This is a genomic window from Lactobacillus melliventris (genome assembly GCF_042679465.1).
Taxonomy (GTDB): domain Bacteria; phylum Bacillota; class Bacilli; order Lactobacillales; family Lactobacillaceae; genus Lactobacillus; species Lactobacillus melliventris.
In genome coordinates this window covers 1-16,637 of record NZ_JBHTMT010000006.1, presented here as the reverse complement: position 1 = coordinate 16,637, position 16,637 = coordinate 1, and the positions used below count along the sequence as shown (strand labels likewise).

Genomic DNA, 16,637 nt, shown 5'->3' with positions numbered 1-16,637 from the left:
AAAGGATGGCAAAGGCAAAATATTTAGGAGTTGTCCAAACTATTGTTAGTAGAATTAAAGCTGGTACCTATCAAGCTGGGGATTTATTACCTAATCAACAAGCTTTGGCTAATGAACTAGGAGTTAGTCGATTAACCGTCAAAAAAGCTTTAGACGGCTTGGAGAGAAAAGGGATAATTTATAAGCAGTCTGGTTTAGGCACTTTTGTATCGAGTGATATCCCTATTCGCAGTAAAATTGATTCTCCGGCCAATGTGTTTACCGGCTTAATGGAATTGATGAAAACAGATGATATTAAAAGTAAAATTATTAAGTTCTCTGTTGGTTTCCCTAATAAGCAAATTCAAAAAAACCTTAATTTGACTAGCTCTGACCCGGTTTATAATATCATTCGACTAAGACTTGTAGATGATAATCCTCTTGTCATTGAGCATACTTATATGCCAGTCAATTTAGTTCCCAACTTAAATACTGATATTTTGCATTCATCCATATATAATTACATTCACCAAAACTTAAAGCTAAAATTTGGTCATGCGTATCGCAAAATCAAAGCTACTAAGTCTGATGAATATGATCAGAAATATCTGGCAGCTAAGAAAGATGACCCTATGCTTGAACTGGAACAAATAGTCTGGTTAACTAATGGCAAACCTATTGAATATTCGATTAGTCGCAACCGATACGATCAACGAGATTATACGATTATTGAAAATACCAGGTTTTAAGTCTGAATTACTAATTTCCATAGGGTTAATATTTTGAAAACAAAAAGGTTCACATCATCAGTGAGCCTTTTATTATTTTTTAACAAAATTATTCAGTTTTAAAAGTTTTTCCTACTTTACCATTGACTAATTCCTCTACTGCCAGTGGCTTTTCAGGATTATGATTTTTATCAACATTAATTTTGCCGGTTACACCAGTAAAGTTTTGGATATTGCTTAACCCTTTAGCAATTTTGGCAGAATCATCAGATTTTTCATTTTCGATTGCTTCTTTAATCATATATACAGCATCATAAGCTAACGCTGAAAAGGTTGGTGCTTCTTCATGGTAACGCTTCTTAAAACTCTGCATAAATTTAGAAGCTGTGGGATCTTTTGCAGCTACTTGAGTTGAAAATGGTGTTGTGTAGTAGATTCTGCTTGCATTTTTAGCTCCAGCTATCTGGGCCAGTTTCGGATCAGCCATACCATCACTGCCAATAATTGGCACTTTAATACCAATTTGACGTGCTTGCTTAATTATTAAACCCACTTCAGTGTAATAACCAGGAACGTAAATGGCATCAACCTTCTTTGCTTTAAACGAAGTTAAAACAGCGTTAAAGTCCTTGTCACCTTCTGAAAAAGTTTGACTATCAACAATTTTACCTTTATATGCTTTCTTAAATGCTTTAGCCAGACCATTGCCATAATCACTTGAGTTATCACTGTAAACGGCTACTCTTTTTGCTTTAACGTTATTCATTACAAACTTGGCAGCACTGCTACCTTGAAAGTTATTTTGGTAGCATGCTCTAAAAACAAATGGCTGTACTTTGCCATTCTTTTGTAAAGTGTAATTCGGATCCGTCGCTGAAGGACTGACACTTGGCACTTTTGCTTTAGTAATATTAGGTATTTCGGCTGTACCCGCATTAGTAGTGGCCGGTCCCACTATTGCTGCAACTTTATCTTTATTAGTTAATTGAGCCGCAACGGAAGCAGACGTGGCAATTGCTGTTTTATTATCACGCACAATGAGCTTAATTTTCTTCTTTTGACCGTTAACGTCAATGCCGCCCTTTTTATTAATTTCACTAACGGCTAGTTCAATTCCCTGCTTTTGAGCATTGCCATAGCCAGCTGCAGCTCCAGACAATTCCATGTTAACACCAATCTTGACAGTTTTATTATCTTGTTTAGTACCAGTATTACCACTACTTTTTGCTACAGTACAGCCTGCCAGCATGAAAGCCGCCACACCAGTAACAACAACACTCATTACTTTTTTAATACCACTAATATTATCCATCTTTTAGTTCCTTTACTCTCTAAAATTAATTAAAATGCCAACCAAAAAGCCTCATTCAATTCAATGAATGAGGCTCAAATTATTAATTAGTTAAACCCCAATCATTGACACGCAAACTAGGGCTTAACTGCTTTTAAATTACATAATGTAATTCATACACGTTAAGTCCTGTGCTCCAACAACAAGGCAACTAAATTCTGAGTTTGAAAGATATTAATATTATTTTGTTTGTTTAAAGATTTCGTTGTCATCAAAATTACCTCCTCAGAACTTTATGTAAATTTTAAGTGCTTGAACATGTGACTTAATAATGAATTACTCTCACAGTCACTACAACAGTTTTATTATGTACTAACCGCCAAAGTATACTTTCTGCACCTCTGGGTTAGCCAATAGTTCTTGACCGGTACCACTTAATTGCACTACACCGGTAGCCAATACATAGCCCCGATCTGCAATTGATAATGCCTGTTTAGCATTTTGTTCAATTAACAAAATAGTCGTACCTTTTTCGTTTAGTTCTTTAATAATTTTAAAAATTTCTTGAATATATAAGGGTGATAAACCCATTGAAGGCTCATCAAGTAGTAACAATTTAGGCTTAGCCATTAAGGCACGCCCCATTGCCAACATTTGCTGTTCACCACCAGATAAAGTGGCAGCATCCTGACTTCGTCTTTTTTGTAAAATTGGGAAACGTTCAAAAATCTCTTTATACGTCTTAGAAACTTCGTCATGATTTTTTTGTAAAAATGCACCCATCTGCAGGTTTTCCATTACAGTCATGCCAGCAAAGATATGCCGACCCTCAGCTACTTGTGAAATACCCGCATTCACAATTTGCGGTGCACTTTTATGATCAATTTCTTCTCCAAGGTAAAAAATTTGACCGCTTTTAGGTTTAAGTAAACCAGAAATGGTTTTAACAATAGTTGATTTGCCAGCACCATTTGCACCAATCAGGGTTACAATTTCACCCTGGTTAATTTCAAAGCTGACATTCTTGACAGCCTGAATAACACCATAATTTACAGACAGGTCATGAACTTCTAACATTGCCATCTAGTCATCACCCTCTCCTAGATATGCTTCTATAACTTTAGGATTTGCTTTGATTTCTTCAGGTGATCCGGTAGCCAGTATTTCACCTTGATCAAGTACGTAGATCCTTTCCGCCAAGTTCATGACCAAAGACATATCGTGTTCAATCAGCAAAACCGTGATTTGGAATTCTTTTTGAATATACTTAATAAGGTTAGTCAAATCTGCCGTTTCCTCAGGGTTCATCCCCGCCGCTGGTTCATCCAAGAAAAGAATCTGCGGATGTGTTGCTAATGCTCGAACTATCTCTAGACGTCTTTGCGTTCCATAGGGCAGGTTCTTAGCTAGAGTTTGTTCATTTTCTGTCAAATCAAAAATTGCCAGTAATTTTTGGGCGGCTGCTCTCATTTCCTTTTCGGTTTTATAGAAATTCGGTAAGCGAAAAACTGTTGTTAAAAAGTTTTCCTTATATTCATTTGTCATTGCAGTTAAAACATTATCCATTACTGTTAAGTCTTTAAATAAGCGAATATTTTGAAATGTACGGGACAATCCTAAATCTGCTATTTGAACTGCACTTTTATGGGTTAAATCATAATTTTGATCATCAACTTGTAAATTAATCTTTCCGCTAGTGACTTGCACCATTCCAGTTAGCAAGTTGAACAAAGTGGTTTTACCAGCACCATTAGGTCCAATCAAGGCAACTAGTTCGTGCTTGTCCAGATGAAGTGAAACATCATTAACGGCAGTCAACCCACCAAATTTTCGCACTACGTGGTCAACATCTAATAAGTGTGGCATATCTAGCTCCTTTCCTTTTTACCGAAGTGGCGGGTTAAATTTTTAAGGGAGAATTCCCAGTTACCTAAAAGTCCCGATGGCTTGAAAATCATGATTAATATTAAAACTATAGCATAGATCACCATTCTTAATGCACCAAAGCTTTGTAAAACGGTGTCTAAAACTCCTAAAACGATTGCTGCTACAAATGTGCCAGTCATACTGCCAACACCACCCAAAACAACAATAACTAATATAGAGATTGATTCCATAATGCCAAAGTTTGAAGGTGAGATTGTTTGTAAGAATGAAGCATGGAGACTGCCGGCAATTGCAGCTGTCGCGCCTCCTAAGACAAAAGCAGCTAATTTCCATTTGGTAGTATTAATACCCATTGCTTCAGCAGCTATTTCATCTTCCCGCACAGCCTTAATTGCTCGACCATTTTTCGAACGAATAAAATTCGTCAAGATAATTGTAGTTACACAAACTAAAATATAAACAGTAGGCCATGAACATAATTGCGGAATATTGTACAATCCGGCTGCTCCACCAGTAATTTTCAAATTATTAATGACATTCCGAATAATTTCAGCTGCTCCTAGAGTTGCGATTGCTAAATAGTCACCCTTTAAGCGAATGAAAGTTGCCGTACCAATAACCGCAGCAATTACAATGGCTATCAGCACACCTACGAGCATTGAGATTAAAAAGCCAGCTTCACTACTCATACGCTGAGTAATAATTGCAGTAGCGTATGCTCCTATTGCCATAAAACCTGCATGACCAAGAGAAAATTGACCACTGAAGCCGATAATCAGGTTCAAGCCAGTTGCTAAGATAATATTTATTCCAATCGTGACCAGCATGTTTTCAATAAAATCATCTATGACGCCAACCATTATCAAAGCATTGATTAGGTAAAATCCGCCTACCATTAATAACAGCCACGACAAAATGTATTTCCAATTCGATTTCATTTTGCCACCTACACCTTCTCTTTAGTATTTTTGCCAAAAATGCCAGCAGGTAAGAAAAGCAAAATAACTATTAATACCAGATAAACGACTGCATCTTTATATGCCGACAAGCCAATTGACTGGAAAAATGTCTCTAAAATTCCGATTAAGAAGCCACCAAGAGATGCTCCAGGTACTGAACCAATTCCACCTAAAACGGCAGCCACAAACGCCTTAATACCAGGCGTCATTCCCATTAAAGGATCAATTTGGTTATAATACAGTCCAATTAAAATACCTGCAGCCCCAGCTAAGGCAGAACCTAAAGCGAAGGTAAATGATATTGTATGATTAACATTAACACCAACTAATTCAGCTGCAGCAGGATCGACAGAAACTGCACGCATCGCCCGCCCCATCTTAGTTTTTTGAATAATCAATTGTAATGAAACCATTAAAATCAAGGCAGTAGCCAAAATCAAAATTTGAACGTTTGAAATCTGTACCCCACCAATATTGTAATTAACCTGTTCAATTACTTGCGGAAAACTGCGAGCATTTGAACCTACAAAATATGACATACCATTTTCCAGTAAGAACGAAACACCAATAGCCGTAATCAATACAGCTATTCGAGGTGATTTACGTAGTGGTCGATAAGCAAAATATTCAATCACTACACCAGAAACTGCACCAATAATCATTGCAGAAAGCAGTGCTGTAATAAAGTTAAAATGCCAAGCATTAATCACATAGTAAGCAAAGAATGCACCTAACATATAAATATCGCCATGAGCAAAGTTAATTAAGTTAATAATGCCATAAACCATGCTGTAGCCTAATGCCAGCAAGGCATAAATTGATCCCAGTGACAAGGCATTAATGATTTGCTGTAAAACTGTTTGCAAATTTAAGCACTCCTTTTATTTTTATTTACTCAACACGAAATGAGTCGCTTACTTTACCATTAGTCAATTTTTCAATAGCGATTGGCATTTCAGGATTATGGAACTTATCCATAGTAATCCTACCAGTAACACCATCAAAGTCTTTTATCTTAGCCAGACCTGCAGCAACTTTAACGGAATCATCGGATTTTTGTTGCTCAATCGCCGCTTTTACTAAATAAACTGCATCATAAGCTAAAGCTGAAAACGTTGGCGCTTCTGAATGGTAACGAGCTCTGTATGCTTTGATAAACTTAGCAGCTTTTGAATCTGGGTTTTTAGCAGCTACATTAGTTGAAAATGGCGTGGTGTAATAAATATTAGTTGCATTTTTAGCACCTGCTATTTGAACTAGTTTAGGATCACACATGCCGTCACCACCAACGATTGGAGCTTTTAGACCTATCTGACGTGCTTGCTTTATGATCAAACCAAGCTCTGTGTAATAGCCGGGTACATAAATAGCATCGATCTTCTTAGATTTAAATGAAGTTAAAACAGCGTTGAAGTCTTTATCACCGGCAGAATATGTTTGACTGTCTACAATCTTGCCTTTATAAGTTTCCTTGAAGGCTTTAGCTAAACCTGTACCATAATCACTGGAGTTATCAGCATAGACAGCTACCCGTTTGGCTTTCAGCTTATTGTCGACGAACTTAGCTGCGCTCTTTCCTTGGAATGTATCTTGGAAGCAGGCTCTGAAGGCATAAGGTTGCACTTTGCCGTCCTTCTGTTTAGTGTAGTTTGGATCAGTTGCGGATGGACTAACGCAGGGAACAGAAGCCTTGGTAACATTAGGAATTTCTGCCGTACCGCAGTTAGTAGTAGCTGGCCCTACAACTGCAGCCACTTTATCCTTGGTTACCAATTGTGCAGCGACTGAAGCCGAAGTAGCAATTGAGGACTTGTTATCACGGATAAGCAACTTAAGCTTCTTCTTATGCCCATTGACGTTAATTCCACCAGCCTTATTAATTTCAGAAGCGGCTAGAACTATACCTTGTTTTTCGGCACTGCCGTAGCCGGCAGCAGTACCAGACAACTCAATATTAATCCCGACCTTGACTGTATCTTTATCTTGGTGTGTACCCTTGCCTCCCCCGCTTTTTGCTACTGAACAGCCTGCTAACGCTAAGCCAGCCATTCCCAACGTCAGGACACGCAACATTCTCTTTGAAAATTTATTCATCATTTTCTCCTTATAAATAGCTTGGTAACCAAAAACCTCATTCACTTAATGAATGAGGCTTAAATTAGTTATTAGTCAAGCCCCATTCATTAGACGCAAACAAGGGCTCAACATGTAAAATTACTAGAAGTAATCTATTCAAGCTAAGTCCTACGCGACAACAACAAGGCAATTAAATTTTGGGCAATAATATTTTTAGCATTACTTCGCATATTTAAATATTTAGCTTTCATTAAAATCACCTCCCAAAATTTAATTTAATACTTAGAATTATAAAAAAAGAACATTAGCATGTCAAGATAAATTTACAATTATTTTTAGCAAAGCTTTAAGACTTTTCTATTAAATTTATTCTTAGAAAAAATTCTTGATTAATCACCATCATAAATAGTGCCAAATAAACATGTGATTTTGTGAGCTTTATGGTAAAATAGAATTATTGAGGAGGCATAAATATGTTTGCTACGGTTTTTTACTGGATTATAATTGCTGCTACCGGTCTTTGGGGAATATGGTCAGCAGCCTGGTCGATTATATATGTTGCTAAACATGAAAATGGCAACTTATGGATTTTTGCAATTATTAATGTTTTGATTTTAGCTTTAATAGGTCTGGCTGATTTAATCTATAGTACTGAAGGGAATCAGTGGTACTGGTTTGCTTCCACTAGAGCAGACATTAGTCTTTTGGTTTACATGCTGCTGGCTTACTGCGTTCTGGTGATTTTACAAGTCATATTTGGTTTCACTCGTAAACCTAAAAAGGCATAGATCTAAAATTAACAATTAATTTAGCTAACTTTTAAATATTTTTATCAAAATAAAAGAGGTTGAATTGTTTTGACTCCTAATTTGGAGGTCATAGCAAACATTAAGTCAACCTCTTTTTTTATAATTAACAATTTCTGGTAAGCATTTTACGGACAATATCAGCGACCTTTTCATATCCAGGATACTCGGCAAAATTTTTCTCAAGTAGCGCCAATGCGCTATTTGTAAAGTCATTTGCTAAATCTTGTGCATGCCTAATTCCACCTAATTCACTCACCAGAAGGTCAATTTGCTCCAATTGAGCAGAATTGAGTTTCTTACCCTTCTTCACTAAATCTTTCAATTTACCAGAAGAATCTTTTTTCAGTGCAAAAATTAGCGGCCCAGTATAAACACCGTTAACTACATCTGATAATACCGGCTTTTTTAATTCAGCAGTAGAAGCGGTGTAATCTAATATATCATCCCGCAGTTGAAATGCCTGACCAAATAGCAGACCTACTTGCTGAGCACTTCTGGCCAGTCTTTTACTAAGCCCACCTTCAAGAGCACCAATATAGCAGGCATAACCAAATAAACTAGCCGTTTTGCCCCGAATCTGTTCAAGATATTCTTCTTCCGTAATTGTAATATCATATTCATTACCAAACTGAGTGGTTTCACCTGCAAGTATTTTTTGCATAATGCTGCCGTTTGCACGCAGATTTGTTATCTTTGAAGTGTTTTCACTTAGCAGCTGTAATGACAAAGCAAATAAGAAGTCTCCGGCATATAATGCTATAGTTTTACCATATTTAGCCTGGACCGATGCCCTGCCTCTTCTAACATTTGAATTATCAATGATATCGTCATGAATTAGAGTGGCATTGTGCAGTATTTCAATCGAACCGGCAATATTAATTAATTTCTGTTCCCTATTGCTTTCGCCCATTTCTCCAAATAATAGAACGAAACTAGGACGTAATTGCTTGCCAGGCTTAGAAAACGCATATCTGACTGCTTCTCCCAGTTTACCTTTTGGCGTCCGGATATTTTTTTGAATTGTATTTTGGACTTGCTGTAACTCTTTTTCTAGCCTTGACATGTTAATTACCTTTATTAATTATTCCTTTGATAAAACTCAATGCATCAACATAATGCAATAAGTAGCTGCTGACAAGACCAACTATTGTTCCAGAAAGAATTCCGAATACTGTCAATAAAGGCAGATACAATAAAACATATTTACTATGTGCTAGCAGCGCTGCAATTAATAATTGACCAAAATTATGACATACGCCGCCAAGAATTGATACCCCCATTATGCTGATAAATCTGGGAACCAGCGGTAAAAATAATTTCATTAAAAACAGACTTAAAAATGACCCTGCTGCAGCAAATAAAAAGGTACCAGTACCTCCTGTCATCAGAGCAGTTAGCACCAGGCGCAAAAATGTCAGTAAAATACAATTATTAAAAGGTAAAATCATTAATGCGATCATCGTTATAATATTAGTTAAACCAAGCCTGGCACCAGGTGCAAAGAAAAAGGGCGAAGGAAACATTTGCTCAACAACACTAAGAATAATTCCTTGTGAGCATAGAATTCCTGTAAACACATATGTGCGTAAATAATTATTTGTTTCAGTCATAATATTTAAATCTATTTATTATCGTCAATTTGATTTTTATTTTTTAGCTCAATTAAAAATTTATGTGGCAGACAGACTATTGTATCCCCGCTTTCGCTTTTCCAGCCTTCTTTAACACATACTTGATCCTTACAATTGGCATCAATTACCCGAATCTTGTGCTTTTTTATTTGTACAATATTAATTCTACCATTTTTTTGATAACGCCATTTCTGATCTTTAGCCAAAGAAAGTCTTTTCACTTCACGATTATTAATTTTGACGATTCCTATAATTTGATCGTCAGCTTTTTCCTGATTGTGCAACATATAAAAAGGAGTAAAACTAATGATTAATAAAACTACTATTATTAAAAAATCACCAAGTTTAAGCTTCTTTAAAATTTTCATGTATTACCTCACTAACAATAAAACTAAAAAAGTCTTACAGATAAAACCATAGGACTTTTTAGAGTTAGCATTGTTAGTTCTTTACTCCGTTTTTATCGACATGATAAATTGGCTTCAAGACACCATATCTCAGCTTAGTAAGCTTCTTTTCTAGCCACGGAACAAACCACATGTCCAGACCAAATGCTCTACCAGAGCCGTTCATAACTGCTATTGCCGCAAATATCATCCAAACATTTACCCAATAGTTCATTCCTGATAAACAGAAAATAGCTACAAAAATTGCACTCATGCCACCGGCAAACCACGTGCATAATCCTAAAACCAGCATAATTCCTAATGCAATTTCCAAACACGTCATTGTCTTTTGAGCAACTAATGCCGCATCCTTGTTAGGAATCATGACTTTAGTCATTGATTGTACCCAGTTTGGCATTTTATCAAAAACAGCCATTGGTGAGTGACCATAGTCATAGTTTAGGGAAAATAGTGCAGGAGCAGCAGAAGTCGCTGCCTTGCCACTTGCTGCTGTAGTAGCGGCAGCTTTTTGTGAAGCACCACTAGTTGCAGCTTGCACAAGCCATGGAAAATGCAGTTGCAATTTGTTGGTAAACCAAGAACCACTGCCTTGAACTTTATACCAGCAGTCTACTAACCACATTAAGCCTAAGTAAATTCTCAAAGGTACAGTCCATAAGACATTGCCATACCGGTTAAGATTGCCGCGCCACAAAGTTGGGCGCTTAATTCTGAACCATTCATCCATAATATAATGAAAGAGATAATGACCAGAATAGATTTCCATGAAGTAAATCATGTCCACTATGTCTTTCATTAAGATGGCGAAAAAGCCGCTCAGATGAAAAGTATTAACAAGAGAGGCCACACCCCAAGCAGGCCCTAAAGAAACCATAAATCCTGAATAGGTACCTTTAAACTTAACGGGTTCACCGCCGTTAATCTGACTCAAAATATTTCTTAGAGCACACTTACCAGCAGATTCAGCCCCTTGAACCACTTGTGGTTCACCGCGGCCGCTGCCGTTAGCATCATAAAGAGCAACGTCTCCTATGACGTAAACATGTGGATCAGTTGGAATTTGGGAATATTCATTAACTATAATTCTGCCAGCTCTGCCAGTCTCAAAACCAAAGTTTTTAGCAGTATCAACAGCTTTAACACCAGCAGTCCAAATTAAAGTTCTGGTCGGATATGTTGAACCATCTTTAAGATCAATATAATTTTCATGAACACCAACAACGCCGGTATTGACTTTAATTTCTACACCTTGTTTTAAGAGATATTTTTCTGCCTTATCAGCATCAGAGCGATCAAGCATATTCATAACCGTTGGTGCCATTTCCATCATGGTTATCTTGATATCATCTTTTTGCAGGTTATATTTTTTAGCTAAATCACCACGCCAAGAATTTAATTCACCGGCCATTTCAGTGCCAGTAAACCCGGTACCAACAACGACAAAGTTAAGATACTGTGCCCGCTTTTCAGGATCGCGTTCTTTAGAACCTAAATGAACCATCAGATCAATGTGGTCACGTAGTTGCTCTGCATCGTCCAGATTGCCTAAAACAAAGCCGTTTTCTTTAACACCAGGAGTATTAAAGTCATTAGGCTGCGAACCAATAGCTAATATGACATAATCATAGGGATAACTGCCGTTATCGCCAATAACTTTTTTAGTAGATTGATCAATTTTGGTAACATTGTCAGTTACAACATCAACATTTTTTCTCCGCGAAAATAAACGTTGCAGATCATATTTCAAACTTTTGGCTTCTACCCTGTTAGCCGCAACTTCATGAAGTGAAGTCATCATAGTCATATAAGGATTTTTATCAATCAGCGTGATTTTGATATCATGCCGCTTTTTTAATTTCTTGGCAAGATGCTTAGTCGTATACAGACCACCATAGCCGCCGCCAATAACTACAATATTTGTTTCAGCCACTTTTAACACTCCTTAATGCGAATATACTAGTTATATTATATTATACTAGTGTTTTGGACTATGGTAAAGTGGTCACTTTCACAAACTATGTTCGTAATATTTTACTTATACGATTTAATTACTATCATTATAAGTTTCCGCTTTCATATTTTGTAGTTGCACAAAGTAGAGCTCTATCTTATAATTATAGTAAGTGAACACGTACACAATGTTATAATCTTTTATTATTACTGAGGGAGATATTATGAAAAAGAATAATTTAATATATAGTACTGCCATTCTGGCACTCTCTACACTTTTATTAAGTGCTTGTTCAACAACAGCTAAGAAAAGTTCTTCAAGCGATTCTAAGCCAAAGGTAAGCAAAGTTGAGAAAAAGAAAGCTCCTAAGCAAATTGCCGGTGGTAAACTGCAAGACGGTGTTTACAAATTAGTAGAAGACAACTATTTCAATGGCTATAAAGTAAAGGTTTCTATGACTGTTAAAGGTGGCAAGGTTACAGACACCAGTTACGACAATGTAGACAAGAACGGCAAGTCAAAGGCAAAGGATACTAAATATGAAGCACAAATGAAGAAGTATTCTCAAGCAAAGATTGGCCCTAAAGAATACATTCCAAAATTACAAAAATCATTTGCCGCAAGTGGTGCTAATTCCAGTGCCATTCAAGTTGTTTCTGGAGCAACCAGTTCCAGTAATACTTTAAAGAACTATGTCAACCAGCTAACTCAAGCCGCTCAAAAAGGTGATACAGCCACTATTCACATCAATAACAATAAGAAGATGAAGGATGGTACATATAAATTAGCTGAAAAGAATTATAGTCACGGCTATCGTCAAGTTTTAACTATGGTAATTAAAAAAGGTAAAATTAGTGACTTTACTTACGACCAAGTTAATAAAAAGGGCGTTTCCAAGACCAAAAATGCTGCTTATGAAAAGCAAATGAAGAAGGTTAACAAGATTGGCCCTAAAGAATACATTCCAAAATTACAAAAGGAATTCATCAAAGCTAAAGGCAACACCGAAAAAGTACAAGCTGTTTCAGGAGCAACAGAATCTTCTCATTCATTTATTGCTTACGCTGAACAACTAATTAATGCCGCTCAAAAAGGTAAAAGCGGAACTATCAAGGTTGACAATATCGTTTACCAGGAATAAAAAGATAATTAGTTAATCACAAAAAGAGTGACATTTAGCCGCTCTTTTTTATTAGGAGAAATAAATTATATGAAGAAGCAAACAAACAAGTTTTTGCTGATACTCGTATCACTATTAGCAAGCTTCAACCTGACAGCTTGCTCAACTCAGAGTAAAGACACAGCACCGGCCAAAACCGCTGTTACCACTACCCCTACTTCAGATACTCAATTTCTAATGGGAACAGTTTGCACCATTAAAATTTACAATAAACACCAGCAAAAAGCCTTAAAAGCGGGTTTTAAGCGCATTAAACAGTTAGCCACTGAAACTACCGTTAATCAAAAAGGCAGTGAAATAGACAAAATTAACAAATATGCCGGAATTAAACCGGTAAAAGTTACTCCCACTATTTACCGTATGTGCAAAGATGCTTACTATTATAGTAAAATTTCCGCTGGTACATTCGACTTAACAATCGGACCAATTACCAGTTTATGGCGGATTGGCTTTCCTGACGCCCATAAACCTAAGCCAAGTACCATCAAAAAACGGCTGCCATTAATTAATTATCATAATGTGATTTTTAATGATCAGAAACAAACTGTTTTTCTTAAGAAAAAGAAAATGATGCTCGATTTAGGTGGCATGGCCAAAGGATTTATTTCTGATGAAGTCATGAAAGTTTTGCAAAAAAATGGTGTGACCAGCGCGATTATTGATTTAGGCGGAAACGTTTATGTTATGGGCAATTCTCCTACGAATAACAGTAACTGGACGGTAGGTATTCAGGATCCCAGCGCTGCGCGTGGTGATGCCATCGGCTCTTTACCGCAAAAGAATGCAACTGCAGTAACATCAGGTATTTATGAACGATACCTCAAAGTCGGTAATAAAGTTTATAGCCACTTAATGAATCCTCAAACAGGTTACCCTTGTCAAAACAACTTGTTAAGTGTCACAATTATTGCCAAGCGTTCAACCACTGGCGATGGCCTTTCAACTGCTGTATTTAATCGCGGTTTGAAAAAAGGCTATGATTATGTAGAACATAAACCTGGTGTAGAAGCAATATTTATCACCAAAAAGAAAAAAGTATATATTACTTCCGGCTTAAAAAATAAATTCAAATTGTTTTCAGGTAATGGCTATAGACTTGCAAAACTTAAAAACTAATAATTAACTTTTATACTAAAATAATGCTCTGAAAGGAAAACGAGATGGAGGCTAAAAAGAAGTACAGTCATTTTACTATAACTGATTTTTTTGAGTTGGTGCGGCTTAATACCAAGCTCAATAGTTTAATGCCTTATTTATTAGGAATTCTATTTGCTTACTTTTATTTTCATACTTTTAATTGGCAAAATTCTTTAATATACCTAGTTGCTCAAGGCGCAATAGCTTTATTTGTGACTGGTTTTAATAACGTGCAGGACTATCGTCTGGCTAAAAGCAAAGATTATCAAAAAGAACATAATTTAATTGGTAAGCGTAATTTATCACCAGCAACCGCAATGGCGGTTATGCTTAGCCTACTTTTAATTGCAGCAGTCTTGGGAATTTGGCTAACTGTGCGAACCAATCTTTTTATTTTACTGATCGGCGCTCCCGGACTTTTTGTCGCCGTATTTTACACCTACGGGCCCGTTCCCTTTTCCAGAGTACCGCTAGGCGAAATTCTTGCCGGCTTATTCGAAGGGCTGGGAATTATGTTCTTAGCGGTTTACATCAATTCTCCCGTAAACCAATTAGCCTATTTGAATTTTGATTGGCCGCAATTTAGTGTCGGAGGCAACTTAGCCAATCTATTATTAATTTTTTGGGTAGCTTTACCGCAAGCATTTTTTAACGCGGCGACAATGCTGGCGGATAATACCTGCGACTTAAAGCAAGACTTGGCTAATGGTCGTCACACCCTGCCCTCATACATTGGCGTAAAAAATTCCTTAAACTTATTTAGCTTTTTAACCTTGGCTCCATTTGCAATAGTCGCTATCAGCGTCATATTTCGCCTTTTACCAATTTGGCAACTATTAATTTTTGTAACTTTACCTAAGTTATACAAAAACGTGCAGGCATTCAGACAGAAGCAGACCAAGGATATGGCTTTCTGGGTTGATGAAGATAATATCAAGCACAGAGTGCCCACAACTTTTGATTTAGCACCGCAAAACTTGTTTTGGTTTCAGTTAATGCAAGTCTTTGGGCTGATTTTGGGCATTATCTTTCATTAAATAAACACAATAAAAAAGCACGCTCAGGTGAAGTTAACCCCTAGAATTGGACGTTAACATTAATTAATGTTTGCTAAGGCCGTATTCCGATATTCAATCGGGGTGCGGCCTTTTAGCGTGTGCCTGATTCTAGCTTGATTGTAGTATTTGATCCATTTTTCCATGGCCTCCTGCAGCGCCTTCTTAGTAGGATAGGTGTAGGTGTAGTAGTCTAGCTCAACCTTCATGATGTGAAAGAGACTCTCGCAGGCCGCATTGTCGTGGCAGGTCGCCCGTCGCGACATGCTTTGAAAAACGTGGTGCTGTTTTAGGGTCTGACAATATGCTTTGGACTGGTATTGAATGCCCTGGTCGCTGTGAATCGTCATGCGGTAAGGCAGCTCGGGCCGGATCGCCAAAACCTGCTTGAGGCCATCTAGAACATATTTGGTCTGCGGCCGCTGACTGATGGTGTAGCTGATGATTTCACCGCTGTAAAGATCTTTAAAGGGCGAGAAATATAACCGTTCGCTCATGCTCTTATTGCCATAGCGAAACTCGCTGATATCGGTGACTACCTTTTGGTAGGGCCGATCGGTCTTAAACTTCTGGTGGAAGCGGTTCTTCGCCTTCTTGCCTTGCGGACCTTTTGATGAATCATACTTGCCTGCACGCAAGTTGTATTTGCGGGCCAGCAGCTTGTGCTCCTTCATCAGGCGGTAAATGCGTTTATGGTTCACCTGCAAGCCGTACTTAATTTTTAGCGTGTCAGTCATGGGCAGATAGCCGAAGCTGGGATTATGCCTTTTAACCACTTTAATCAGCGACAGTAAAGCCAGATCGCTGTATTTTTTCCGCCTGCTGCGCGGGTGATACTCGTAGGTGCTCTTGGCTAAAAAGCTATAGTGCAATAGTTCTTGCAGTTGATAGCTGTGCTCATGCCTTAGCTCTTGGATGATGGTCCGTTCTTCTTGCGTTGAGCGTCTTTGCGCCGAGCTAAGGCTTCGACTTTTTTTAGGTAGTCGTTCTCAATGTGGAGCTGACGGTTTTCTAAGCGCAGCCGTTCTAATTCAGATAACTCGCTGCTGGTATACTTAACTGGTTTTTTAGGCAATTTGTTCATTGGTGGTCGGCCTCGTTTGGTAAAGAGCGCATCAAGCCCGCCTTCGTCAAAACGTTTTTGCCAAGTACAAATTAAGCTGGGGGTGGCAATTTTGAAGTGAATGGCGGTATTTTGATAGGTCTCGTCATGTTCTTTTCTCCAGTTTAAGACTTGGAGCTTGAATTGACCATGATAATTTTGCGAGGTGTGCCGAATTTCTAGGCCCTTAACACCAAAGTGCTGGTATTGCGCAGCCCAGGTATCAATTAGTTGATGTGATCCGGTGCCAATCATTTGCGCCACAGAACGGCTGCTGTAGCCTTCTTTGAGCAAGTTAAGCGCCTGTAATTTTTGTTTGACGGTAAATTTAACCATAGTAAAACCCTCCAGTTGGATTTTTGTCCAATTGAAGTGCAACTAAAAAGTTAGACATTTTAATATTACGCAAGACTCAATGCACGATTTCGATATTTGATCGGGGTCG

General features: G+C 37.6%; 17 protein-coding genes. 5 read left to right on the top strand and 12 right to left on the bottom strand.

Annotated features, from left to right (window positions below; genetic code table 11):
• The first annotated feature begins 5 nt into the window (after window positions 1–5).
• The gene (locus ACFQ32_RS07315; protein ID WP_046324204.1) at window positions 6–728 is read left to right on the top strand and encodes a GntR family transcriptional regulator; all 723 of its coding nucleotides are present in this window, start codon (window positions 6–8) and stop codon (window positions 726–728) included.
• A gap of 88 nt (window positions 729–816) precedes the next feature.
• Here ACFQ32_RS07315 and ACFQ32_RS07310 read toward each other — a convergent pair whose 3' ends face one another.
• The 6 genes from ACFQ32_RS07310 to ACFQ32_RS07285 form a co-directional block, all read right to left on the bottom strand.
• Window positions 817–2,019, bottom strand: coding sequence for an ABC transporter substrate-binding protein (locus ACFQ32_RS07310; protein ID WP_084619509.1), 1,203 nt, complete (start codon window positions 2,017–2,019; stop codon window positions 817–819).
• Between the two features lie 351 nt (window positions 2,020–2,370).
• Window positions 2,371–3,081 carry an ABC transporter ATP-binding protein gene (locus ACFQ32_RS07305; protein ID WP_046324203.1) on the bottom strand — a complete coding sequence of 237 codons (711 nt, stop codon included), beginning with the start codon at window positions 3,079–3,081 and terminating at the stop codon, window positions 2,371–2,373.
• Window positions 3,082–3,864 carry an ABC transporter ATP-binding protein gene (locus ACFQ32_RS07300; RefSeq protein WP_046324202.1) on the bottom strand — a complete coding sequence of 261 codons (783 nt, stop codon included), beginning with the start codon at window positions 3,862–3,864 and terminating at the stop codon, window positions 3,082–3,084.
• Window positions 3,865–3,866: 2 nt separating this feature from the next.
• Window positions 3,867–4,823, bottom strand: a complete 957-nt coding sequence (locus tag ACFQ32_RS07295) for a branched-chain amino acid ABC transporter permease (protein ID WP_045927446.1) — start codon at window positions 4,821–4,823, stop codon at window positions 3,867–3,869.
• Between the two features lie 8 nt (window positions 4,824–4,831).
• Window positions 4,832–5,710 carry a branched-chain amino acid ABC transporter permease gene (locus ACFQ32_RS07290; protein WP_046324201.1) on the bottom strand — a complete coding sequence of 293 codons (879 nt, stop codon included), beginning with the start codon at window positions 5,708–5,710 and terminating at the stop codon, window positions 4,832–4,834.
• 25 nt (window positions 5,711–5,735) lie between these two features.
• Entirely contained in the window at window positions 5,736–6,941 is a 1,206-nt protein-coding gene (locus tag ACFQ32_RS07285) for an ABC transporter substrate-binding protein (protein WP_046324200.1), read from the bottom strand.
• Between the two features lie 452 nt (window positions 6,942–7,393).
• Between ACFQ32_RS07285 and ACFQ32_RS07280 the strand changes: the two genes are divergently transcribed.
• Complete coding sequence (locus tag ACFQ32_RS07280; protein ID WP_046324199.1) at window positions 7,394–7,708, top strand: hypothetical protein; 315 nt, start codon at window positions 7,394–7,396, stop codon at window positions 7,706–7,708.
• Between the two features lie 124 nt (window positions 7,709–7,832).
• Here ACFQ32_RS07280 and ACFQ32_RS07275 read toward each other — a convergent pair whose 3' ends face one another.
• From ACFQ32_RS07275 to ACFQ32_RS07260, 4 genes are all read right to left on the bottom strand, one after another.
• On the bottom strand, window positions 7,833–8,792 hold the full coding sequence (locus ACFQ32_RS07275) for a polyprenyl synthetase family protein (RefSeq protein ID WP_046324198.1): 960 nt from the start codon (window positions 8,790–8,792) through the stop codon (window positions 7,833–7,835).
• Between the two features lies 1 nt (window position 8,793).
• Complete coding sequence (locus tag ACFQ32_RS07270) at window positions 8,794–9,339, bottom strand: Gx transporter family protein (protein ID WP_046324197.1); 546 nt, start codon at window positions 9,337–9,339, stop codon at window positions 8,794–8,796.
• Window positions 9,340–9,350: 11 nt separating this feature from the next.
• Complete coding sequence (locus ACFQ32_RS07265) at window positions 9,351–9,728, bottom strand: NusG domain II-containing protein (protein ID WP_046324196.1); 378 nt, start codon at window positions 9,726–9,728, stop codon at window positions 9,351–9,353.
• Window positions 9,729–9,801: 73 nt separating this feature from the next.
• A complete protein-coding gene (locus ACFQ32_RS07260; RefSeq protein WP_046324195.1) occupies window positions 9,802–11,697 on the bottom strand; it encodes an FAD-dependent oxidoreductase in 1,896 nt (631 codons plus the stop codon).
• 244 nt (window positions 11,698–11,941) lie between these two features.
• On the opposite strand from ACFQ32_RS07260, the gene pplA reads away from it, so the two are divergent.
• The 3 genes from pplA to ACFQ32_RS07245 all read left to right on the top strand — a co-directional run bounded on the left by pplA (window position 11,942) and on the right by ACFQ32_RS07245 (window position 15,072).
• Window positions 11,942–12,859, top strand: a complete 918-nt coding sequence (pplA, locus tag ACFQ32_RS07255; protein ID WP_046324194.1) for an extracellular electron transfer flavoprotein PplA — start codon at window positions 11,942–11,944, stop codon at window positions 12,857–12,859.
• Window positions 12,860–12,928: 69 nt separating this feature from the next.
• Complete coding sequence (locus tag ACFQ32_RS07250) at window positions 12,929–14,014, top strand: FAD:protein FMN transferase (RefSeq protein ID WP_046324193.1); 1,086 nt, start codon at window positions 12,929–12,931, stop codon at window positions 14,012–14,014.
• Window positions 14,015–14,058: 44 nt separating this feature from the next.
• Entirely contained in the window at window positions 14,059–15,072 is a 1,014-nt protein-coding gene (locus ACFQ32_RS07245) for a UbiA family prenyltransferase (RefSeq protein ID WP_046324192.1), read from the top strand.
• Window positions 15,073–15,131: 59 nt separating this feature from the next.
• Here ACFQ32_RS07245 and ACFQ32_RS07240 read toward each other — a convergent pair whose 3' ends face one another.
• Both ACFQ32_RS07240 and ACFQ32_RS07235 read right to left on the bottom strand, forming a co-directional pair.
• Window positions 15,132–16,007 carry an IS3 family transposase gene (locus tag ACFQ32_RS07240; RefSeq protein WP_244885254.1) on the bottom strand — a complete coding sequence of 292 codons (876 nt, stop codon included), beginning with the start codon at window positions 16,005–16,007 and terminating at the stop codon, window positions 15,132–15,134.
• Window positions 15,995–16,570, bottom strand: a complete 576-nt coding sequence (locus ACFQ32_RS07235) for a helix-turn-helix domain-containing protein (RefSeq protein ID WP_379907119.1) — start codon at window positions 16,568–16,570, stop codon at window positions 15,995–15,997. The genes ACFQ32_RS07240 and ACFQ32_RS07235 overlap by 13 nt, the downstream gene beginning before the upstream one ends.
• Window positions 16,571–16,637 lie beyond the last annotated feature (67 nt).

Excerpts from the sequence above, each read along its gene's own strand:
- ACFQ32_RS07250 (WP_046324193.1), top strand. The coding sequence starts at position 12,929 with ATGAAGAAGCAAACAAACAAGTTTTTGCTGATACTCGTATCACTATTA.
- ACFQ32_RS07265 (WP_046324196.1), bottom strand. The coding sequence starts at position 9,728 with ATGAAAATTTTAAAGAAGCTTAAACTTGGTGATTTTTTAATAATAGTA.
- ACFQ32_RS07305 (WP_046324203.1), bottom strand. The coding sequence starts at position 3,081 with ATGGCAATGTTAGAAGTTCATGACCTGTCTGTAAATTATGGTGTTATT.
- ACFQ32_RS07300 (WP_046324202.1), bottom strand. The coding sequence starts at position 3,864 with ATGCCACACTTATTAGATGTTGACCACGTAGTGCGAAAATTTGGTGGG.
- ACFQ32_RS07285 (WP_046324200.1), bottom strand. The coding sequence starts at position 6,941 with ATGATGAATAAATTTTCAAAGAGAATGTTGCGTGTCCTGACGTTGGGA.
- ACFQ32_RS07315 (WP_046324204.1), top strand. The coding sequence starts at position 6 with ATGGCAAAGGCAAAATATTTAGGAGTTGTCCAAACTATTGTTAGTAGA.
- pplA (WP_046324194.1), top strand. The coding sequence starts at position 11,942 with ATGAAAAAGAATAATTTAATATATAGTACTGCCATTCTGGCACTCTCT.
- ACFQ32_RS07310 (WP_084619509.1), bottom strand. The coding sequence starts at position 2,019 with ATGGATAATATTAGTGGTATTAAAAAAGTAATGAGTGTTGTTGTTACT.
- ACFQ32_RS07270 (WP_046324197.1), bottom strand. The coding sequence starts at position 9,339 with ATGACTGAAACAAATAATTATTTACGCACATATGTGTTTACAGGAATT.
- ACFQ32_RS07245 (WP_046324192.1), top strand. The coding sequence starts at position 14,059 with ATGGAGGCTAAAAAGAAGTACAGTCATTTTACTATAACTGATTTTTTT.
- ACFQ32_RS07275 (WP_046324198.1), bottom strand. The coding sequence starts at position 8,792 with ATGTCAAGGCTAGAAAAAGAGTTACAGCAAGTCCAAAATACAATTCAA.
- ACFQ32_RS07280 (WP_046324199.1), top strand. The coding sequence starts at position 7,394 with ATGTTTGCTACGGTTTTTTACTGGATTATAATTGCTGCTACCGGTCTT.
- ACFQ32_RS07295 (WP_045927446.1), bottom strand. The coding sequence starts at position 4,823 with ATGAAATCGAATTGGAAATACATTTTGTCGTGGCTGTTATTAATGGTA.